The following is a 22,388-nucleotide window of genomic DNA, read 5'->3' as shown; positions in this document are numbered from 1 at the left end:
CAGCTTAAGCTTTGTTCATTTTGCCGGCAGCAGCCGTGGGCAATTGACGAGGGCTTGAATCGGATTTGAATTCAGGCTGACAAAGTGAAAAATACCCAGATGGCGTAGTTTCAGGGTTTTTCCCGATTGTCCAGTGCCAATTGGTTTGGGTTGCGTTTAGCACCCTTAAAAGCTAGAATCAAGCCCTTTCTCTTGACTAGGGTCAATCCCTAGTGCGTTTGTTTTTTTGGCTTAAGGGTTCCGTTGTGATGGATAGACAAAGCTGGTTGGAAGGCACGCTGTACCGCCCGCAGTTCGAGCAAGATAGCTGCGGCTTCGGTTTGATCGCGCAGATGGATGATAAACCGTCGCATTGGCTGGTATCGACTGCGATTAATTCTCTGGCCTGTTTGACCCACCGCGGCGCCGTGGCGGCCGATGGCAAGTCTGGCGATGGCTGCGGTCTGTTGTTCCGCAAACCCACTGGCTTTTTGCAAGCCGTGGCCGCCGACAATGGCTATACCCTGGCGGAGCAATTCACTGCCGGCCTCGTATTTGCTGGCTTGGATAAAGATACCTGTGCTCAGTCGCTGGCGAATCTGCAAGCCGCAGTCGAAGGCCAGGGCCTGAGTGTAGCCGGCATTCGTGACGTACCTGTGAATCTGGATGCGCTGGGTGAAGCCGCAATGGCCTCATTGCCTTCGATCAAACAGATTTTCGTGAACGCCCCAGCCGGTCTGTCCGAACTCGACTTTGCCCGCAAGCTGTACCAAGCCCGCCGTATTGCCGAAAAAGCCAACGCCAACGACAAAGATTTTTACATCCCAACCCTGAATCCGTACGTGCTGTCGTACAAGGGTTTGGTTACCCCCGATAATCTGCCAGTGTTCTACCTCGATCTGAAAGACGAGCGTTTTGCCTCGAGCCTGGCGGTATATCACCAGCGTTTCTCGACTAATACCTGGCCACAATGGAAACTGGCGCAGCCATTCCGTTTTCTCGCGCACAACGGCGAGATCAATACCCTGACCGGAAACCGCGCCTGGGCCAAAGCGCGTGAAGCCATCATGCACAGCGAACAGCTGGACATGGATGCGATCCGCCCTATCGTTCAAACCAATGGTTCAGACTCGATGAGTCTGGATAATATGCTGGAAAGCCTGGTGCTGGGCGGCGTAGATGTCTTCCGCGCCTTCCGCCTGCTGGTGCCACCGGCTTGGCAAAACGTGGATTCGAACGACCGTGATCTGCGTGCGTTCTACGAATACAACTCGCTGCACATGGAACCATGGGATGGCCCAGCCGGTATTGTTTGGGCCGCTGGCGACTACGCCGGTTGTGCACTTGACCGTAATGGCCTGCGCCCAGCACGTTATGTGATCACCAAAGATCGCCATATCACCATCGCCTCAGAAATCGGTGTATGGGGTTACAAACCGGAAGAAGTGGCCAAAAAAGGTCGCGTTAAACCGGGTCAGATCGTGGCGGTGAACCTGAAAACCGGCGAGTTTATCGATACCGAAACCATCGATAACGGCTTGAAAGGCGCGCAACCTTACCGCGCATGGCTGAAAGAACACGCCATTCATCTGGAAATGGCCGAAGACAACAAACCACTGGAAGAAATGGATAAGGCAACGCTGTTGACCTACCAAAAACAATTCCAGCTGACGTTTGAAGAGCGCGACCAGATTCTGCGCGTACTGGCCTCGGATGGTCAGGAAGCCATTGGCTCGATGGGTGATGACACCCCGATGGCAGTGTTGAGCCAGAAAGTGCGCTCACCATTTGATTACCTGCGCCAGCAATTTGCGCAGGTCACCAACCCACCGATCGATCCGATTCGCGAAGCGATCGTGATGTCGCTGAACACCTGTTTCGGCCCCGAGCGCAATCTGTTTGAAGACGGCCCAAGCCACGCTAAGCGTTTGGAAGTTACTTCACCGGTGCTGTCGACCGACAAATTCGACGCTATCGTGTCGCAAGCCGATGCCGACTTCAAAGCTGCCCGCTTTGATCTGAGCTTTGATGGCGCGAGCACCACGCTGAAAGCCGCAGTTGAGCAATTGCAAGCCGATGTATTGGCGAGCGTGCGCAACGACGGCACCGTGATTGTGGTGCTGTCCGACAAGAACATCGCCAAAGGCCGTCTGCCGATTCCGGCGCTGTTTGCCGTGGGCGCCGTGCACCATGCGCTGATCAACGCTGGCCTGCGCTGCAAAACCAATATCATTGCTGAAACCGCAACCACTCGCGACCCGCACCACTTTGCGTGTCTGATCGGTTACGGTGCGACGGCCGTCGTGCCGTATCTGGCTTACCAAACGATCAAAGAATTGATCGAGCTGGGCCAAATCGAGCATTCGCTGGAAAAAGCCGCCAATAACTTCCGCAAAGGGATCAACAAGGGTCTGATGAAGATCCTGTCGAAGATGGGTATTTCGACCATCGCCTCTTATCGCGGCTCACAGCTGTTTGAAGGCGTGGGGATTGGTGAAGAAGTGATCGACCTGTGCCTGACCGGCACGGTTTCTCGTATCTCTGGTGCCGGCTTTGCTGACTTCCAAGAAGATCTGGCCAAACTGAACAAGCTGGCCTTCAACCCGATGCGTCCACTGGCGCAGGGAGGTCTGCTGAAGTATGTATTTGGCGAGGAATACCACGCCTACAACCCAGACGTGGTGATGGCGCTGCAAAAGGCCGTGCAAAACGGCGACTACAAAGCCTACAAGCAATACGCTGAACTGGTGAACAAACGCCCAGTCGCCATGCTGCGTGACCTGATGGCGCTGAAACTGGATCCAGCCAAAGCCATTAGCCTCGACGAAGTTGAGCCGCTGGAAAGCATCGTGAAGCGCTTTGACTCTGCGGGTATGTCTTTGGGTGCTTTGAGCCCAGAAGCGCACGAAGCCTTGGCCGAAGGCATGCACCGTTTGGGCGCGCGCTCGAACTCGGGTGAAGGTGGTGAGGATGAAGCTCGCTACGGCACGCCGAAAATGTCGAAAATCAAGCAGGTGGCCTCAGGTCGTTTCGGTGTTACACCGCATTACCTCGTGAATGCTGAAGTGCTGCAGATTAAAGTCGCCCAAGGTGCCAAGCCGGGTGAAGGTGGCCAGCTGCCGGGCGATAAAGTATCGCCACTGATCGCAAAACTGCGTCACAGCAAACCAGGCATCAGCCTGATTTCTCCACCACCGCACCACGATATTTACTCGATCGAAGATTTGGCGCAGCTGATTTTCGACTTGAAACAGGTTAACCCTGAAGCGCTGGTATCGGTGAAACTGGTGGCAGAACCAGGCGTGGGTACGATTGCTGCGGGTGTAGCCAAAGCCTACGCTGACTTGATCACGATTTCTGGTTACGACGGTGGCACTGCTGCTTCGCCTCTGGCATCAGTTAAATACGCAGGTTCGCCGTTCGAGTTGGGTCTGACCGAAGCACAGCAAGTATTGCGTGCCAATGGTCTGCGTGGCCGTGTACGCGTGCAGGCGGATGGCGGTCTGAAAACCGGTCTGGACGTGGTGAAAGCCGCAATCATGGGTGCAGAGAGCTTCGGCTTTGGTACTGGCCCAATGGTGGCGCTGGGTTGTAAATTCCTGCGGATTTGTCACTTGAACAACTGCGCAACCGGCGTAGCCACGCAAGAAATCAAACTGCGTAGCAAGTACTTCATCGGCCTGCCAGAAATGGTGGTGAACTACTTTACCTTCATCGCGCAAGAAACCCGTGAGCTGATGGCATCACTGGGTATCCGCAAATTTGAAGATCTGGTGGGTCGCACCGAGCTGCTGGAACTGATCGATGGCGCCACCGAGAAACAGAAAAAACTCGCCCTGAGCGCCCTCTTGAGCCAAGGCAGCACGCCAGAAAGCGAGCCACGCTTCTGCGTTGAAGCCAGCAACCCGTCTTTCGATAAAGGCGAGTTGGCGGAAGAAATGGTGCGTGATGCCTTGGCGGGTATCAAAGCCGGCACCCGTCAGCGCTTTGAATACAATGTGCGCAATATCCACCGCTCGATCGGTGCCCGTCTGTCTGGCGAGATCGCTAAAGCCCACGGCGCAGCAGGTTTGGCCGATGGCGCGCTGCACATCAAGCTGAACGGCTCGGCCGGTCAGTCGCTGGGGGTGTGGAACTCGAAAGGCCTGACGCTGGAACTGGAAGGCGATGCCAACGATTACGTGGGCAAAGGCATGAACGGCGGCAAAGTAGTGATCTACCCACCGAAAGGCAGCGATTTTGCGTCGCATGAAGCCACCATCGTTGGTAATACATGTCTGTACGGCGCCACCGGTGGTGAGCTGTTTGCTGCTGGTATGGCTGGCGAGCGTTTCGCAGTACGCAACTCGGGTGCTACCGCCGTGGTCGAAGGCGTGGGTGATCACGGTTGTGAATACATGACCGGCGGTTGCGTGGTGGTACTGGGTGAAACCGGCTACAACTTCGGCGCGGGTATGACGGGCGGTTTTGCGCTGGTTTACGATCCAAACATGAAGTTTGCTTATCGCTACAACAACGAGCTGATCGATACCAATCTGATCAATGGCGAAGCGTACGGCGCGATCCGAGCCTTCCTGAAAGACAAGATCAAGGCGCACGCAGAGCTGACTGGTTCGGCGAAAGCGGCCGAGCTGCTGGCCAACTTCGATGAAGCCGTGGATTACTTCTGGCTGGTGAAACCGAAAGTCGCCAAGCTGGATGCGCTGTTGAAAGACTAATGTGTGCGGTGCAGCGCAAGGGTGCTGCACCAGACGAGTTCAAAGGTAGGTCTGTGGGGTATTGCCCGCTAACGCATGATCTACCTTGCATTGAGGTTTATACCCATGTCTGATGTGTTTCAGTTTCTGAATGTAGCGCGCAACCCCGGCGAAAAAGTGGCGGTGGAAAAGCGCAAATTCATTTTCAAAGAAATCTACAGCCCGCTGGATAAAAGCGCGGCGGGCGAGCAGGCTGGCCGCTGTCTGTCCTGTGGTAACCCGTACTGCTCGTGGGAGTGCCCGGTGCACAACCACATTCCCCACTGGCTGCAACTGGTGGATGAAGGCAAGCTGTTTGAAGCGGCTGAGCTGAGCCACAAAACCAACTCGCTGCCAGAAATTACCGGCCGCGTCTGCCCGCAAGATCGCCTGTGCGAAGGTGCGTGTACGCTGAACCAGGGTGGTTTTGGTGCGGTGTCGATTGGCTCGGTGGAAAAATACATTACCGACGAAGCCTTCAAAGCCGGCTGGCGCCCTGATATGTCGAGCGTGATTAAAACTGACAAGAAAGTCGCTGTCATTGGTGCGGGCCCAGCCGGTTTGGCATGTGCTGATGTGCTGGTTCGCAATGGCGTACAACCTGTCGTATTTGATCGCTACGAAGAAATCGGTGGTCTGTTGACGTTCGGTATTCCTGAATTCAAGCTAGAAAAAGAAGTCATCGTAACCCGTCGCAAAATCATGGAAGCGATGGGCGTTGAATTCCGCCTGAAAACCGAAATCGGTACCGATGTAACCATCGACGAGTTGCTGGCCAACTACGATGCGGTATTTATGGGCATGGGCGCCTACAAATACATGAAAGGCGGCTTTGACGGTGAAAGCCTGCCAGGCGTACTGGAAGCACTGCCATTCCTGATCAACAACGTGCGCAACACCATGGGTACTCTGGATGGCGAAGCGTTCCAGTCGATGCAAGGCAAGCGCGTGGTAGTGCTGGGCGGTGGCGATACCGCGATGGACTGTAACCGCACTTCAATTCGCCAGGGCGCCGCCAGCGTGATCTGTGCTTACCGTCGTGACGAAGAAAACATGCCGGGCTCGAAGCGCGAAGTGGCCAATGCCAAAGAAGAAGGCGTGGAATTCCAGTGGAATAGCCAGCCAGTGAAAATCGAGCAAAACGCCGATGGCAGTCTGGCGCTGACTCTGGTTTCAACCCAACTGGGTGCGCCGGATGAGAAAGGCCGTCGTCGTCCTGAGCTGGTGACAGGTTCTGAGCGTGTGATCAATTGTGATCACGTGATCGTCGCCTTTGGTTTCCAAGCCGAAGCTGAAAGCTGGTTTGCCGCGCAAAACGTGAAGACCGATGACTGGGGCCGCACCGTGGCGCCGGAGCAGCAAGCGTTCAAACACCAGACCAGCAATCCGAAAATCTTCGCCGGCGGCGATCAGGTGCGTGGTGCCGATCTCGTGGTGCGTGCGATTTATGAAGGCCGTAACGCTGCTGAGGGTATACTTGCCTATCTGGGCGAGTGGTAAGCCAAGCAGCAACCGTCAAAACCCCGCTCGCGGGGTTTTTTTACGGCCATTTTTCGGGATAGGGCAGTGACAGTACAGCAAAGCCTGCAGCAGGGTCTGCAGTTTTTCCGCCAAGATCAGCTCAATAGCGCCGTGCGGGTCTGGCTGCGTGGCCTTAATAGCGTCAGCGCGCCAGCAGACGAAGCGCCGTTTTGGTGCTGGCTGGGCGCTGCCTTGCGTCGGGCTGGTCAGTCCGCGCAGGCGTTGTTGATTCACCATCAGCTCTTGCAGGAACAACTCGCCACCCCTTACTGGCTAGCTCATGCCCGCATTCAGCTGGGGCTGGATTTGCTGGCCCAGCGTGAGCCCAAACTCGCCCAGCACTACGCCCAACCACCGACGGCCGAATGGGCGCAGGATGGTGAATTACTGATGCAGTACGCCGAATTGCAGTTGGGCCTGGCGGACGATAGAGGCGCCGAGCAAAGCTTGGAGGCCGCCATGCAGGCGCTAGATACCGATCCACTGGCCGTGGCCGTGGCCGGGCTGCATTTATTGCAGCTATATGGGCGGGATGGGCAGGTGAGCGCGGTGCGATTGCAGCAGGTAATCGCCCGCGCTAGTGGCCATGTGGCCCTGCTGGGGCAGCAGGCGCAGCGCGAAATGTGGTTGCTGCTTGGGCAAGCGTGTGAGCGATTGGGCCAGCGGAAAGAGGCAGTGCAGCACTTTGAGCGTGCACTGGCCTGCCCGGTGAGTAAACCCACGCCAGCCAAACCACGCCGACTATCGCTGGTGGAATATAAGCTGCGGCAGATGACCAGCGAAATCGAAATCGAGCTCTTGCGCGAGAAAAACGCGGTACAGCATCAGCAAGTGCAGCAGCTTGAAGCCTCAGGTTTTCGCGATGAAATTACCGGCCTGTATAACCCGCGGTATCTGGCAATGCGCTGGCATGATCTGCATGCCGCGGTGGAAGAGGGCGGCATGCTTTGCCATGTGAGTCTGGGGATTGATCTCTTTGCCAGCATTAGCGAGGTACTCGGCAAAGACAATGCGCTGGTGTGTTACCACCAGGTGGCGCGGGTGGCGCAAGAAGCCTGCCCGGCCGACTGGATCTTGGTCGCCAGTGGGGCTGGGGCATTTGATCTTTTGGCCGCCAATGCCGGCCGCACGGCAATCGAACAATTTTATGCCCGGCTGCAAAGCGCGGTGCAAGCGCTGGATATGCTCTACCTGCCCGAGCCTTTGCATCTGAGCGCTGGGGCGGCGTTTCATCAGCGGGGTGAAGCGCGCGATATTTTGCAGCTACGCGCGAATCTGGCGCTGTTTTTGGCGCAGCGCGAACAGCGCAACCAGATTTGCTGGGATGGAGAAGTCTGATGCAAGCTGCGCACGAATACGCTCAGCAAAAACTAGAGCTGCAAACCATTTTGCAGGATTCGGCTTGCGGACGGCCGCCTTCAACCTATATCGCGCTGCAGTTAATGCAAAGCACCGAAGGCCAGCCTGAGTTGGCCGCGATTGCCTGCCTGATTCAGGGCCATGCCTGGCAGCATATTAGCGAGCATGCTAAGGCGCAGATGGCTTTTGCCGCCGGCATGGAGGGCTTTCGCCAGCTGGGCATGGCCGCCGAAGAATGTGACGCCAGTATTTTGCTGGGGATGTCATATCTCTTGGCGGGGGAGCCGCAGAAAGCCTTAGACCAATGGTCGAATGCTCTGCAGCTGGCGCGCAAACTCAGTGATCGGGGCTTGATCTGTAGGGTATATCTCGGAGTTGGGCAGGTTTACATAGGTTTCAACGATATACCCTCGGCATTGGCTTTTAACGAGCTGGCACTAGAGCTGGCGCGGCTGTTAAACGATGATCAGCGCAAAGGTGAGGCGCTGTTGAATGTGGCTAGCGATGCCTACCGCTTGGGCCGCTATAACTACACCCTGCAATGCATCGCCGAGGCAGAAAAACTGCTGCAAAGTACCGTCACCAATGCCATCTGGTCGGCCGAAGTAGTGTATTACCGCGGCCTCGTTCACACACGGCAACAACACTATGCGCAAGCTCGCGCTGAGCTCGAAACGGCCTATATGCTCAGCGATCGCAATGACAATCTGTGGGGCAAAGCGCATGCACTCACCGCCTTGGGCGAGCTACTTTTGCTGCTGGATGACCCTAGCGCGGGTGAAACCCTGAGCAACGCCTTTGGTCTGGCCAGCGGCGCACAGCTGCAGGCACTGATGCAGCGCTGCGCCACGGGTTTGGTTGGTTGGTATAAGCAGCAAGACCAGCATGAGGCGGCCTTGCCGTATTACGCTGTTCTGCTCGCGCCGCAGCAAAGCGCGGCAGCCAACATCTCGCCAGCGTATCTGCGGCAAATTCAGGCAAGGCAAGCGCAAAGCCGCATCCGCTGGCTAGAGGCCCAAGTGGCTGGCTGATATCCCGTATTGGACTGTCATGCCGCGCTGATTAGACTGTCGGCATGGATAGCCCAACTTTTCTCTCTGCTTTTATTCTGCTGCTGCTGGTGACCGACCCGCTGGGCGGCATTCCGCTGTTTGTATCCCTACTCAAGCAAGTGCCGCGCGAGCGGCGCTGGCGGATGATTATCCGCGAAGTGAGCGTCGCGTTTATCGTGCTGCTGCTGTTTATGGTGTTTGGCCGGCAGTTTCTGGAAGTAATGCACCTGTCGCAAACGTCTTTGGGTATCGCCGGTGGGGTGATTCTGTTCTTAATTGCCCTGCGCATGGTGTTCCCGCACCCGGAAGGCGTGTTTGGCGATCAGCAGGGGGGCGAGCCGTATATTGTGCCGCTGGCGATTCCGCTGCTAGCGGGGCCTTCGGCCTTGGCTACGGTATTGCTGCTGGTATCGCGCGACCCGGGGCGTTTTTGGGTGTGGGTGGCGGCGCTGGCGCTGACCATGCTGGTGTGCGCCCTAACGCTGGCCTTTGCCGAGAAAATCTCGCTGGTGTTGGGCGAACGGGTAACGACGGCTTTTGAGCGGTTAATGGGCTTGATCCTCACCGCGATTGCCGTGCAGATGTTGCTGGATGGGATTCGCGCCTATTTGGCGACCCTTTAAGAGTATGGCGTTGAGTGCCTTGGTTTTATTTGCCTAGGGCTTGATACCTGCCTGGGTATTGCTGGGCTGCATTCGTGTGCTTCTTGATGCGCGGCAAAATGGCCACGGCCGGCTTGGCGGACAATACGGCGGTGCGGGCAACCATGTATCCTGCTGGTCTGCACGCTATAATCTGCCCTCTGCCTAGGAGCTGCCATGACTCAGAATGAATTGAAAGAAGCGGTTGGTCGCGCGGCGATCGCCTATGTCCCGGATGATTGCATTGTGGGGGTGGGCACCGGCTCTACCGCCAACTATTTTATTGATGCGCTGGCCGGCATCAAAGGTCGCATCAAAGGCGCCGTTTCTTCATCCGAAGCCAGCGTAGCGCGCCTGAAATCGCACGGCATTCCGGTGTATGACCTCAACACCATCGATCAGCTGCCGGTGTATGTGGATGGCGCTGATGAAATCAACCATCAGCTGCAAATGATCAAAGGTGGCGGCGCCGCACTGACGCGCGAGAAAATCGTCGCTGCCGTGGCCGAGCAGTTTATTTGTATCGCGGATGAATCCAAGCTGGTGGATGTACTGGGTACTTTCCCGCTGCCGGTAGAAGTCATCCCGATGGCGCGCTCACACGTCGCGCGTGAGATTGTGAAACTGGGTGGTCATCCGGCTTACCGTGAAGGCGTAGTGACCGATAACGGCAATATTATTCTGGATGTGCATGGTCTGAAGATCACGCAGGCGAGCGAGCTGGAAGGCAAGCTGAACCAGATTGTGGGGGTGGTCACGAACGGGATTTTTGCCCAACGCCGCGCCGATGTGTTGCTGCTGGGTACCGCGAATGGCGTGAAAACCATCAAGTAAAGCCCACAAGCAGTAAAATGAAGCGAACTTGCCGTGGCAACGCGGCAAGAGATGCAACAATTCTGTAACGAATTGCTGTTATGGTGCGCTGATCAACTAATTTGGAGTAATGCGGATGGCTGAATCTCAACATATTTCCTCGCAATTCGATGCGGACCTGAATGCTATTCGCTCGCATGTAATGGCGATGGCCGGTCTGGTTGAGGAGCAGGTCCGCCTGTCGATGCGCGCATTGGCGACGGGTGATCTGGCCGTCATCAACCAAGTGATCGAGCAAGAAACCAAAGTTAACGCCATGCACGTTGAGCTGGACGATATGTGTGTACACATGATCGCCCGCCGCCAGCCTGCGGCTTCTGATCTGCGTCTGGTGATGACCGTGATTAAATCGGTTGAAGACCTCGAAAGCATCGGCGACAAAGCGCACAAAATCTGTCTGCGCGCGAAAAACATCTTCGAAAGTGGCAAGATGCAAGTGCCCAAATTCAGCGATGTAAACCACATCGCTAATCAGGCACTGGAAATGCTGACGCGCGCGCTGGATGCGTTTGCGCGTCTGGATGCGGGTTCAGCTGCCGACGTGATTGGCGCGGATAATCAGCTGGATCAGGAATACCGCGCCCTGCAGCGCCAACTGATTACCGTGATGATGGAAGATCCACGCTCGATTTCGCTGACGCTGGATATCCTGTGGATCGCCAAAGCCACCGAGCGTATTGGTGATCTGGCGGTGAGCATTGCCGAGCACGTGGTCTATCTGGTGAAAGGCCGCGACGTGCGCCACAAACCGCTGGCCGAAGTGGAAGAAATCGCCAAGAGCTAAGCCGAGGTACGGCGGGTGCTAACAAAAAATGGGGTAATTGTATTGCCCCATTTTTTCATAGGTTTTTTGTCCGAGTTACGGTACATTGACGCACTTATTGAACGCGACCTTACAGTGCATGGAGTACCCGCCGGATGAGCGACAATACGATCATCGCTGCTGTTGATCTAGGCTCGAACAGTTTTCGCCTGCAAGTGGCCCGGGTGGTCGAGGGCTCGCTATTTCCGCTGGATTCCCTGAAAGAAACCGTCCGCCTTGGCGCGGGTCTCGATGCCCATGGCTGCCTAAGTGAAGAGGCAATCGCCGAGCTGATTGCCGCGCTCACCCGCTTTGGCGAGCGTCTGGAAGGCCTGCCGCCGCAATGTGTGCGGGCCGTAGCCACCAACACTTTCCGCGTGGCGCGCAATGCCGCCCAGTTTGTCCCCGCGGCGGAAGCCGCGCTGGGCTACCCGATTGAAATTATCGCCGGCCGTGAAGAAGCGCGGCTGATTTATCTCGGCGCCGCGCATAGCCTACCCAGCACTCGTGAACGCCGGCTGGTGGTGGATATCGGCGGCGGCTCGACCGAGCTGATTATCGGCAGCCAATACAAATCCTTTCGCACCGAAAGCCTGCAGCTGGGCTGCGTGGGTTGGAGCATGCGCTATTTTCCCGATGGCGTGATTACCCGCGAGCGGCTCGAAGCTGCCGAGCTGGCCGCCCGTGGGGCGTTTCTGCCGCTGGTGCCCGATTTTCATACCAGCGAATGGCAGCGCGCGATTGGCACCTCGGGTACTGCCCGCTCGCTGGCGGATATCCTTGAGTTGAACGATATGTCCCCCCTGGGTATCACTCGAGTGGGGATGGCGCAGCTACGGCAGCTGATGCTGGAAGCGGGCCATATCGATCGCATTCAGCTCAATGGCGTGCGCGATGATCGGCGCCCGGTGCTGGCCGGCGGCTTTGCCATTATGCAGGCGGCTTTTGATATGCTCGGCATCGAGCGCATGAATATCACCTACGGCGCGCTGCGTGATGGCGTGCTGTATGACTTGATGCAGCGGCAAACCCAATATGATGTGCGCAATCGCACCGTGGATTTTTTCCAGCGGCGCTATCACGCCGATGGCGAGCAGGCCAACCGGGTTGCGGCGCTGGCCATGCAGTTGTTTGAATCATTGCGAGGCGAAGCGGTGCCGGCCGATGCCATTCTGGCCCGGCATTTGCATATGGCCGCCAATCTGCATGAAGTGGGGCGCTCGATTGCCCATGCCAGCTATCACAAGCATTCGGCGTATATTTTGCAGCATGCCGATATGCCGGGCTTTTCGCGCCGCGAGCAGTTGTGGTTATCGCGCTTGGTGCTGGCCCATGCCGGCCGGCTGACCAAGCTCGATGGTGAATCGCTGACCCAGGCCGATTGGGATGCAATCCTGGCTCTGCGGCTGGCGGTGATTATGTATCGCTCGCGGCTGGATGAAGTGCTACCGACGCTCGAATTGCTGCGGCAAAACGAGTCATACACCTTGACCATTGATGAAGAGTGGTTGCTAGCCCACCCCCTCACGGCGCTGGCACTGAATGAGGAAAAAATGGCATGGGAAAACATCGGCGTGACCCTGTCACTGCACACCATCGCCGGCGATTAAAAGCCACCCTAAAGGCCAGTAAAGCCGGCGCTGCGCCCGGTACATTGCAATATGTGGGCCAGCAAGAGGCACAGCCGACTTTGGCCACCCTGATCGAATATGGCCGACAAGACAGCGAATTTCTGACCACTCAGTTCACTAGTCTTGAGCAAGGGCGTGAATTTAAGCCGACCTATGACACCTTCTGGCTGAATCTACATGGCTTGCAGGATGTGTCGCTGCTGCAGCTTATTGGCCAACGTTTCCGGCTGCACCCCTTGGTGCTGGAAGATATCCTCAATACCCAGCAGCGGCCCAAGGTCGAGCAATACCCGGGGTATTTGTATATCACCGCGCGCATGGTGGCGCTGGATGAAGATGACCTGATTTGCTCCGAACAGATCAGCATCGTACTGGGGCGTGATTTTGTGCTCACCTTTCAGGAAAAACCCACCGGCACCTTTACCGCAATTCGTGAGTTATTGCGCAATACCGAGTCGCAAGTGCGTAAATTTGGCGCTGATTATCTGGTCTATGCGCTACTGGACAAGCTCGTTGACCGATATTTTGCCGTGCTGGAGCAGCTGGGCGAGCGGATCGATGAGCTGGAAGACGAGATCAACGAGGGGCTACATCCGCGGCAAATGCAGGAAATCCAGCAGCATCGGCGCTCGCTGCAGGCGCTAAAGCGTGGGCTGTGGCCGTTGCGCGAGGTGATTAATATCCTGCAGCGGGATGAGGCTGACTTCTTCCACGACGAAACGCAGCTGTATTTGCGTGATGTGTACGACCATACGGTGCAGCTGATCGAGAGTGTGGAGGCGCTGCGCGAGGTGATTTCTGGCCTGCAGGATAGCTATCTGGCGTTGCAGTCGCAGCAGATGAATGCGCAAATGCGCACGCTGACCGTGTTTACCATTATTTTCAGCCCGCTCACGCTGATTGCCGGCATATACGGGATGAATTTTGAGTACATGCCCGAGCTGAAGTGGCGTTATGGCTATTGGGCGGTGCTAGCGCTGATGGCGGTGCTGGGGATCGGCTTAGGGGGCTTCTTTTGGGCTAGGCGCTGGATTTCGCGCGAATACTTCAGGTAGGTATGGCTGTTTAAGTCTTTCTATTTAAGGGGTGTCAAGCGATACCTCTTAAAATTGTTTGCGGCTAGATAAAGTATGCCGCCCAAAAAATCCCGAGCATCAGCAAAGCCAGCAGTAATTTGGCCAAATTGCCCAGCATGGTGCCTAGCCAGCTGGCGATCCCCACCTTGCCGGCTTGCCAAGCCGCCCGGCCAGCATAGAGTTCACCTGCCGTCGCACCTACTAACGGCCCGAAAATCAGCCCGATTGGGCCAGCAAAAACCCCGAGGACTGCGCCAATGGTAGCGCCCAGCATGGCACTGCGGCTGGCGCCGGCCATTTTGGCTCCCAGTGCGCCGGCCAAGTAATCCAGCGCGCTGGCGATCAGCATTAGCCCAGCTAGTACGGCCAGCGTCCAGCCGCCCACTAGTTGAAAATCGCCATGCCAAGCTAAAATCAGCATGCCGGCAAAGATCAGCGGCGTTGAGGGCAATAGCGGCAAAATAATCCCAGCCAAGCCCAGCAGCATGCAGCCGAGCGCAATACCCCACCAAAGTAATTCCATATGCGCTGATCCATTATTGGTTGAATGTCTTCAATACGACCACCAAAGCGCGGCTTGGTTCGCAATTAAAAGCACTGCCAAAACAATACTCTAAATAATTAAGCGCCAAAAAGGTTTGACGCTAGGGCGTAGCTAGTGTTTAATTCCGCTTCTCGCAGCAAGCTGCGTAGAAAAGTGGCCAATTAGCTCAGTTGGTAGAGCAGCGGATTGAAAATCCGCGTGTCCGTGGTTCGATTCCGCGATTGGCCACCAACGAATACAAGCACTTAGCCGCATCCTCGGATGCGGCTTTTTGCTTTTTCTGACGTTTTTCTGTCAGTCGCCCTTGGTGACCACTGCGGTTCAATGCGTTTGAATGCGGTTGATTCATGAAAGTTATTCATGATGCCGCCGTTTAACGCTTTATCGAGTCAGTCCTACCCTATACGCAACTCCACTTGAATTGGAGTTGCTCATGCTTTCCTTCTCTATTGCTACCCTCGGCCGTGCGGCGGAGGTGTGCCATGGCTAAAGCCTATCGCGAGGGTAAAACCTGGTCGTTTCGCTTGCGGCTCAAAGGTCAGGATATTTACCGTACAGGTTTTCCGACGGAAGCCGCCGCCAATCAGGCCCAAGCTGAAATCCGGCAGGCCTCAACGCAGCCGGCACAGCCTTCCGGCTCGGGGCCATTTTGCACTAGCTTAGGTCGCGCCTTCATGCAGTACGCGAAGGAAAGACTTCCGAGTTTGAAAGGCGCAGACAAAGACGCCAATCGTATCAATCGGTATCTGCGTCCGCTTGGGCTGCCCACGATTCACCTTGAAAAGCTGGCAGTCGCCGCTGGCTCAACCATTTACTGGAAAGTCAGCTTTGTCGGCAAGACTGAGCGCGTTATTCCCAATAGCCTTAAAACACATCGTGCCAAGCTGGAGGAGCAATCCTCAGCGAGTCAACGACAGCGGGCAGCGCTCGCTAGCATGAATATGTCGGATGTAACCTCGCATCATATCCAGCAGCTCATTGATGCGATGAAAACTGAGGGGAAGGGCGCCGCGACCATCGACCACGAACGCGCCGAATTGCGCCGCCTATTCAGCTATGCGCGCAAAATCTGGAACTGGCGCGCGCTCAGCGTGAATCCAGCAAGCGATGTCATTGCGCCCAGCCTCGACAGCAAACGAGACCGCATTTTGTCTAACGACGAATGCCGCAAGATGTTTGCGGCGCTCCATGAGTACGGCAATCCTTATGCGGTGCCCTTGGTATGGCTGATGTTGGAGACTGGCATGCGCTCGTGCGAGCCACTGACTTATGCCTCTTGGAGGTGCGTCAACTGGACACGCCGAATTCTGGAGCTGCCGGACAGCAAGACCGGCAAGCGTAGCGTTCCGCTTGGTCCTGGGGCTATGACGGTGCTAAAGATGCTCGCTGAACGCGCAGGGAACTATGCACCCGATGACCCCATTTTCCCAACAACGTACGAAGCCATCAAGAAGGCTTGGGCAAGCAGCCGGAAACAATGTGGCGTTCAAGGCGTGAATCTGCATGACCTGCGCCACACGGCCGCGACGCGTTACGCACTGGAGTTCAAAGGCGACTTACCGGTCATTATGCAAATCACCGGGCATAAAACCATCGCCATGGTGATGCGGTATATCAATCTCAAAGTCGATGACGTGGTGAATAAACTGCATGGTGAAGAACTTGATGTGGGCTCGGCCCCAGCAGGCTATAAGCAGGCATTGCAAGAAGCCATTGAGCCCGAGGTGCTGGATACATCGGCATCAAACTCGAACTCGGCACGCCAACGCAAACAGGCAAGCCAAGTGGAAGTGACAGCACCGCCCAACAGCGATAACGTCATCAGCGTTAATTTCGGTAAAGCGGCATAAAACGCAACCAGGGCGCGCCGGAAACGGCGCGTTCTAGTTTGCTGGCGGCCCTCTTGTCCCAACTGCTGGCTTCAACCCTCATCAGCATCCGTTAGGAGTAGCTTATCGCCGTGACTGACTTTCTGGAGGTAAAACAGAAACGGCAATTCGCCGGGGTAGCCATTCTGTCTGGCAAACTGGCAGAGCGACCACGATTGTTCGCGCACGCCATGAAAGCCGGGTTGGTTCGCAATGCGAGTCAGCGCATCGGCGACTACACCGAAGTGATGCTTGACCAATGCGTCTTTCAAAAACGCCAAATGTTCTGCCATCTCCGCCTTAGGCCGTTTCCAAGTCCACACTGTTTTGCCGCGAGCGGCATGCCGCACTAGCTCATACCCCAACCAGTTTAATCGCGGCTTATCGGTGATATTACGCAAGTGCTCGCTCTCGGCGCCACTACCTGCTGTAAACAACATCAGCCACTCGACGTGCTCTGCATCATTAGGCCAGAACATCACCAGCAGTGCATTGGCTTTGCCGTACTGTTTGCGCGTTATTCGCTGTGCAGGCGTGCAGCCAATGCCATACCGCGTGTGAAATTTGTTCGCCAGCGAAACGGCTTTACTGGCCTTCACGGTACCGTAGGTATACCGCGTGTAACCCTTAGGCAGGCTATCGAGTACGCGCGAGAGCGCGGCAGTTTTGGATGTGGCAATGGGTGTAGCGGCAGGCATGAACATGCTCCAAAAATGAAGAAGATGCTCTGTATAGCGCCGGCACGGCGCATGAATGCAGTGTGATTCGTCTCGCGCCAGCGAGACATAATGATGTTCCGACTTTGAAGGACACAATTTTTGCGAGCACACAACCCAAATGCACTATACGCAGACAGGAAAGACGCATTTATAAGGGCAAGCAACCAGACGAGGGTCTGGCTAGCTCGCACGCAAGGCAGCTTGCGCCATGATTTTTTGATTTGAAGAAGTTATGGCGCAGGCTGCCAACTGCAAACACACACCGGGGGAAACTCCACGTTAACGCACGCCAAGCGTTAACAAACCGCCGTAGCTGCGTGCCGGGTAACACTGGCTGGCGCGGCTGCAACGAGCGCTTGGGGCAGGCATGCCCCATTCGACTCAATCCATGCCGAGAAGTTGGGCGACACGGAAACGGGAGCCTAGGTAACTAGGACAAACCCTGTTCAAGTAGAGAGCGGTAGCCAATCCGCCCGTGAGATAGCTGGAAATGAACGGCTATGACGCGGACTAAGCAAGCGGGTTTATGAGGCCGTGGAAACACGGCAGGGGCACGAGGAGAAATCTGGACTGCCTGGCACCTCGTTGATAACGCGAGGGTCTATGATAGCTGAAGCTTGTAAGTGGGGGTGCGAGCCCCCCATCTGAGTAATCACCTTGGGTCTGCTCCTGCGGGAGTGATTCATCAATGAAGAGTTGGCGCAGGTAAGCCTAGCTATGGAACATCGTGGGCTGAAACCGGCAACGGGTAAGCGTATGCGATGCACCATCTCTGAGATGACAGAACCTTAAATCGTGGTGAGACTACTTGAACTAACGTGGGAACCTCTGACGGCCAGTGATCCGGTAGGCACCGGGTAGGCGCAAGAGGGGGAGAGTGGGTGAGTAGCGCTTGAGCGACTTTCGAGGCCTAATCAGCCAAGCGAGAAGCGAGCGAAAACCGACAGCGGTTGAAAAAGTGTGTGGTTGGGCTTGGCAGCCCTTTGCAGTGATAGCCGGATTCTGCGCCTGGCCGCGTGGAGTACGACAGTGTGACTTGGCAGTCACATGAGCGAGAAGTGTCCGGTTTTAACCCGGCGAAAATATGGAGGGTAATTAGCCGACTGAGCATCACTCTGCTCGATGTTTCAGTCGTGCAGCTGGGCATCTGCCTAGCACTCAGCCACCCCGGTTTCGGGGTGGCTATTTACCTGAGCAGAAGAAATTTACAGGCAGGCCAAGCCCAACCAGCTCGTAGGCATCACAAAAGACCAGTCCATTTTCACCAGTCTATTCGGCATCCTTCGTTATGCCGACCTGCTCAAACTTCAGCAATTCCGCTGGAGGTAGCTGCAAGGTATCTGCTAATCGACAGATATTGACGAGCGACGGATTGCGCTGCCCTCGCTCAATGCCCCCAACATAACTGCGCGCTAGGCCGCTTTCCAAGGCCAGTCGCTCTTGGGACCAGCCCAATTCTTTGCGCAGCATGGCAAGTCGTTTACCGAAAAGGATTAGGTTATCTACAGAGGTCATTGGTCGGCGATCGGAGCTGGAACGCCGGAAAGGTTAATCAAACGAACTGAATAAGGACACGCTCTATGGTGACACTCACTATGAGTGACATTTTAGTGAAGTATCCATACAATTCGTTTTTTAGGTAGGAAAAAGGATTTAGAAAGATGGCTGTTGATGCTGCCACTAGAGCTGCAGTGCTGTTCGGTTGGGCTTACAAGTGTTTTTACTGCGGGCATGATGCTTGTTTAGTGGATCACATTGTCCCAATTGAAAAGGACGGAACAGATGAGCCGCATAACTTAGTTGCCAGTTGCAAGGAGTGCAACAATATGAAAAGTGATCTGTGGCTCCCGCTTTCGGCACTTGAGGAGGCTCTAGCCTCGGCAGCGGTACTAACCCCATTTGTTCTAGAAGCTGCAGATATTTATCGCAAATCAATCCTTGTAGCTAGGGACAGGCTCGCTTACGGGTCACTACCACTAAAAGAAGGTGATAAAGGGCAGTCGCTGTTGAGTCCTGGGGTTCGCAGAATCCCTGCTGCGCGCGTCATCGCTGTCGAAGCAGCTGAAATCGCGGAAAGATATAAGGCAAAGACAAAAAAGGGTGAGTATTAGCAAAAATGAACGCGAGTAATACGCTTGCAAAAGATTTGAACTTTACGATTTACTCAAAGTGAAGGGCCGCTAGCAAATGGTTAACGGCCTTTCAATTTGTATTTGCCGGCATCGACTTATCGGCCAAAGCGGACGATATCGGTCAGAAAATCCGAGGCGATTCAGTCATTTAATCTGAAATATTTTCAGTTCATGTAAGATTTTGCTTGCCTATAACGAATTTTAGTAGCGATATTCCATGGACTGGTATTTTCCAGAAGGCCTCAATACTAATTTTGGGAATTACTGCATTCACATTTGTGCAACAGCACCGCCCGAGATCTGAGATCTGAGACCCCGGGCGATTGAATCAAAGCCACTAAACCAGCCGCTTTTAAAAGCGGTATGGCCTAGTTGTTAAAACGGGAACGCCGGGGTGCCGGTTTCCAGATCAAGCCATTGCCCGGTGCTGAGCAAATCGGTTTTACCGCTGGCCAGCGCGTAGTAGCTCAGTGGCGCCAGCGGTAGCTTCAGATCTGCAATCGATCCCAGCGCATTGTCGCTCAGTGGAATACCCAGCATGGCAAAATGTTTGCGCATGTCGTAACCGATGATGCGTGAACTCAGCACATAGAACAGATCTTCGTTTGAGATCTTGTTGTCCGGGAAGCGACCCATTCCGTATTTGGCTTTATTGGCCGGATCCCATGCTTTTGCGACTAGACGATCACCTTTGGTTAACAGCTGCAGAAATTCCAGCGTGCGCTCCATGCTCGGCTGCGTTTCACCGATGCGAAGTTTGCTGTACTGGAAGGCAATCTGGAAATGCACTACGCGTAACGGCGCCTGATTTTCTGCGCCCTTAGCCCAAGTTCTGGCTTCCATATCTGCGCGTTGCGCTTCACCGCTGAGCCCGGTTTTCCGGTTGTCGACAATGGCTTGATACAACTGCACATAGTCATTTTTGTTCTGCGCCGGCTGACCCAAAATCACCGCTTTGCGCATCATCGTGGCAAATGCCAAGATGTTGTTATTGCATTCGGTTTTACAGCCATTGCCATTGGGGGCAATGGTCATAACCCGTTGCACGGTGTTGTGGCCCAGTTCATGCGCCGCGCCCCAGCCATCCTCAATGGGCGCGTTGGCATCCGATGGGTTGCCTGAACACATAAAGCCGCAGGTGGCAATCCAGCCCACAAAATGCTGCACACTGGGTGGTTTATGCAGGGCGCCGGTGCAAGTCCAGCCCAGCGCAGTGCACAAGGCACTGGCCTGATCCGACATCGGCATATTGTCGTAACCATTGGCAAAGTGATTGCTATCAAACAACACACGTTTGAGTCGACCCAGTACATATTGCTCTGGCGTCATGTCGCCCAGCGCTTTTTTTGCGTTGCCGATGGTTTGCTGAACTTCGCCGCCGGTAAATTTGGCGGTTTGCCAGCCAAAATCGGCACGAGCTACGGCAGCGGTCGCTTCGTCCAGTTCGGCTTGCGATGGATTGCGGGTAAAGTCGAAATGCGCATATTTGGCGCTGCCTTTTATGCGTAATTTGACCACGCTGCCCGGCGTTGCGCCGCTATACGCCAGCATTAGCGGGCCGCCAAAGGGGGAAACAAAGGTATTGTCGCCGCCCATGGCAAGTGGCAGGAGGAATGAATGCGGGCGACGTGGCCGCGCGTACACCTTGTCGGTCAACGGCTTGCCGGATACCCGCAGATAATTGGTTTGCAAGCTCAGGCTACTGCTACCGGCAGCGTCTTGAACCTGAATATTCAACACTTTACCCGGAATTGCCGCGCGCCCAATCAGGGTAATGCCGCTGCTTTGCGGTAGGGTGACTTCAATGGTTTCGTAGTCGCGCGTGACCGCAATATTGGCCGCGGCAGCGGGCATGTAATCACCCGCGCCATTGGGTGGAATGCTGGTGCTGCTGCGGTTAAACCATAACCACGAATCGGATGCATACGTGCGTAAAAAGACGTCCGAATCGCCGCTGGCCGAGAGCGTGCCGCCATAGTTGATTTGGGTGCGATACCAGTCGGCCCATAACACCAGACTGCGGTAAATCTCCCGATCGCTTTCGTTAAAGATATTATTCCCGTTTTCCTGAAGGGCTTTCAGGATGGCGTGCTGCTTGTCAATTTCATCGGGCGCAAATGAGTTGGCCAGCTCAAGCTGCAGATCATTGCGCTTTAATAGCTCCAGCAAGGCGAGCAACGGTGCGAATTGATCGGCGGTGGCCAGTGCCTCTTTGGCGGTGCGCGTGGCACTGACCGAGTAAGATTCGGCGGCAGAGAAATAATGCCCGTTGAAATTATCGCCCGAGCTCATCCCCATGGCATTGAGTACTTTTTCGCCGCCGTCTGAGATTCTGTACTTGGGGTAGGTATTGGTCTGCATGTAAATCACAGGTTTACCTGCCTCAAGATACGTGCGTATCAATGCGCCAAGTGCAGGGTTGTCGGTGGTTTCGCGGCCAAATACCAGCAGATCGAGCGATTTCCAGCAGGTGTTTGCAGGGTCTTCAATGGCACAGCTCACCGCATTGGCGCTGCTGCCTAAGCGAGCCAGCAAGGTTTTAACGGTGCTGCCGTTGTAGCTCGCTGTAGCAAAATTCAGGCTTTTGGGCAGGGCGGTATCGGCATTGCCAGTGAGCAGCCAATTGAGGGCGCGGCTGAAAAACGGCAGATGCTGCTGTTCCTGCGTGGTCCCGGCCAGCATGGCGATTAAATCCGCGCCATAGGCCAGAGCCCGCCCATTGCCCACTTGCGCGACGGCAGCCATGCCGGTGCCATTGTCCGAGCTGATGAGCGGGGTGGCAAGTGAGTTTTTGATCACCAGAATCGGTCGGCTGCCATTGCTATGATTGAGCTGCAGTGCCGGGGCCGGGTTGCCATAAATATTGGCAATGGTTTGGGTTTGCCGATCGCGGAGCGTCCACGCAAGACCACGGGCGTATTCAAGCAAATCGCCCGCATCCTTGTCACTGAGCGTACTTGGGTTGCCGCTATTGAGTGCCGTTTTAGCACTGTCTGACAAGCTAACGACTTGGGTCGGCCGTGTAATCGTACCAATAGGTTTGCTACCCGCAGGTCGGGATAAATCTGGCGACTCGTAACCGGGCTCCTGATCTTTATCGAGCGCAGACGTATTGCCGGACTGGCCGCCACTTGGTTTGTTGGTGCCACTGTTATTGAGAGATTCTGAACCGCCGCCCCCCCCGCAGGCGACTAAAACGGCGGTACAGACCAAAATTGCTAGGATTGTTTTTTTCATTAAAAATCAGCTCTTATGACGTATGCATTTGCGCAGAGCGAATTTTAATTGAAATTAGCAAAATCTAATATTCAAACTGATATCGTAAGTGCAATAGAGTGAACTACCTCACAAAAATTGAGACTCAATCAAAGCTAGTCTGTGGTTTAACACATGAATGACTGCTAAGGCCGGAGGCTGTGTGAAAACACAGCTGGTCTACAATGAACAAACCGTTT

General features: G+C 55.3%; 15 protein-coding genes and 1 tRNA gene. 12 read left to right on the top strand and 4 right to left on the bottom strand.

Going from position 1 to position 22,388, the window contains the following annotated elements; all coding sequences use genetic code 11:
* Positions 1 to 248: 248 nt before the first annotated feature.
* The 9 genes from gltB (at position 249) to corA (ending at position 13,649) form a co-directional block, all read left to right on the top strand.
* Positions 249 to 4,697 (top strand): glutamate synthase large subunit, encoded by a 4,449-nt coding sequence (gltB, locus tag QV747_RS11800; RefSeq protein ID WP_028450300.1) that lies wholly within the window; start codon positions 249 to 251, stop codon positions 4,695 to 4,697.
* 105 nt (positions 4,698 to 4,802) lie between these two features.
* Positions 4,803 to 6,215 (top strand): FAD-dependent oxidoreductase, encoded by a 1,413-nt coding sequence (locus tag QV747_RS11795; RefSeq protein ID WP_273431311.1) that lies wholly within the window; start codon positions 4,803 to 4,805, stop codon positions 6,213 to 6,215.
* Between the two features lie 66 nt (positions 6,216 to 6,281).
* The gene (locus QV747_RS11790) at positions 6,282 to 7,574 is read left to right on the top strand and encodes a GGDEF domain-containing protein (RefSeq protein ID WP_273431313.1); all 1,293 of its coding nucleotides are present in this window, start codon (positions 6,282 to 6,284) and stop codon (positions 7,572 to 7,574) included.
* Positions 7,574 to 8,626 carry a tetratricopeptide repeat protein gene (locus tag QV747_RS11785; protein WP_273431315.1) on the top strand — a complete coding sequence of 351 codons (1,053 nt, stop codon included), beginning with the start codon at positions 7,574 to 7,576 and terminating at the stop codon, positions 8,624 to 8,626. Before QV747_RS11790 ends, QV747_RS11785 begins: the two co-directional genes overlap by 1 nt.
* Before the next feature lie 44 nt (positions 8,627 to 8,670).
* Entirely contained in the window at positions 8,671 to 9,270 is a 600-nt protein-coding gene (locus QV747_RS11780; protein ID WP_028450296.1) for a MarC family protein, read from the top strand.
* Between the two features lie 195 nt (positions 9,271 to 9,465).
* A complete protein-coding gene (gene rpiA / locus QV747_RS11775) occupies positions 9,466 to 10,122 on the top strand; it encodes a ribose-5-phosphate isomerase RpiA (RefSeq protein ID WP_028450295.1) in 657 nt (218 codons plus the stop codon).
* 115 nt (positions 10,123 to 10,237) lie between these two features.
* On the top strand, positions 10,238 to 10,945 hold the full coding sequence (phoU, locus tag QV747_RS11770; protein WP_028450294.1) for a phosphate signaling complex protein PhoU: 708 nt from the start codon (positions 10,238 to 10,240) through the stop codon (positions 10,943 to 10,945).
* A gap of 134 nt (positions 10,946 to 11,079) precedes the next feature.
* Positions 11,080 to 12,573 carry an exopolyphosphatase gene (ppx, locus tag QV747_RS11765; RefSeq protein WP_273431318.1) on the top strand — a complete coding sequence of 498 codons (1,494 nt, stop codon included), beginning with the start codon at positions 11,080 to 11,082 and terminating at the stop codon, positions 12,571 to 12,573.
* Complete coding sequence (gene corA / locus QV747_RS11760) at positions 12,522 to 13,649, top strand: magnesium/cobalt transporter CorA (protein ID WP_273431320.1); 1,128 nt, start codon at positions 12,522 to 12,524, stop codon at positions 13,647 to 13,649. Before ppx ends, corA begins: the two co-directional genes overlap by 52 nt.
* 64 nt (positions 13,650 to 13,713) lie before the next feature.
* Here corA and QV747_RS11755 read toward each other — a convergent pair whose 3' ends face one another.
* Positions 13,714 to 14,193: a DUF456 domain-containing protein gene (locus tag QV747_RS11755; RefSeq protein ID WP_273431322.1), complete on the bottom strand. Its 480-nt coding sequence runs from the start codon at positions 14,191 to 14,193 to the stop codon at positions 13,714 to 13,716.
* Positions 14,194 to 14,369: 176 nt separating this feature from the next.
* Here QV747_RS11755 and QV747_RS11750 point away from each other — a divergent pair.
* Together QV747_RS11750 and QV747_RS11745 are read left to right on the top strand one after the other, a co-directional pair.
* Positions 14,370 to 14,445 (top strand) — tRNA-Phe (locus tag QV747_RS11750).
* A 251-nt stretch (positions 14,446 to 14,696) separates the two neighbouring features.
* A complete protein-coding gene (locus QV747_RS11745; RefSeq protein ID WP_273431324.1) occupies positions 14,697 to 16,064 on the top strand; it encodes a site-specific integrase in 1,368 nt (455 codons plus the stop codon).
* A 71-nt stretch (positions 16,065 to 16,135) separates the two neighbouring features.
* Here the strand turns inward: QV747_RS11745 and QV747_RS11740 are convergent, their stop codons facing one another.
* Complete coding sequence (locus tag QV747_RS11740; protein WP_273431326.1) at positions 16,136 to 16,780, bottom strand: hypothetical protein; 645 nt, start codon at positions 16,778 to 16,780, stop codon at positions 16,136 to 16,138.
* A gap of 1,290 nt (positions 16,781 to 18,070) precedes the next feature.
* Positions 18,071 to 18,316, bottom strand: coding sequence for a helix-turn-helix domain-containing protein (locus tag QV747_RS11735; protein ID WP_028450478.1), 246 nt, complete (start codon positions 18,314 to 18,316; stop codon positions 18,071 to 18,073).
* A 146-nt stretch (positions 18,317 to 18,462) separates the two neighbouring features.
* Between QV747_RS11735 and QV747_RS11730 the strand changes: the two genes are divergently transcribed.
* Positions 18,463 to 18,912, top strand: coding sequence for an HNH endonuclease (locus QV747_RS11730; RefSeq protein WP_273431328.1), 450 nt, complete (start codon positions 18,463 to 18,465; stop codon positions 18,910 to 18,912).
* Between the two features lie 396 nt (positions 18,913 to 19,308).
* Here QV747_RS11730 and QV747_RS11725 read toward each other — a convergent pair whose 3' ends face one another.
* Positions 19,309 to 22,170, bottom strand: coding sequence for an ImpA family metalloprotease (locus QV747_RS11725; protein WP_273431329.1), 2,862 nt, complete (start codon positions 22,168 to 22,170; stop codon positions 19,309 to 19,311).
* Between the last annotated feature and the right edge of the window lie 218 nt (positions 22,171 to 22,388).

It is taken from the genome of uncultured Chitinibacter sp., assembly GCF_945957625.1.
In the GTDB taxonomy this organism is placed as follows: domain Bacteria; phylum Pseudomonadota; class Gammaproteobacteria; order Burkholderiales; family Chitinibacteraceae; genus Chitinibacter; species Chitinibacter tainanensis.
This window is presented reverse-complemented; position numbering and strand designations above follow the sequence as displayed.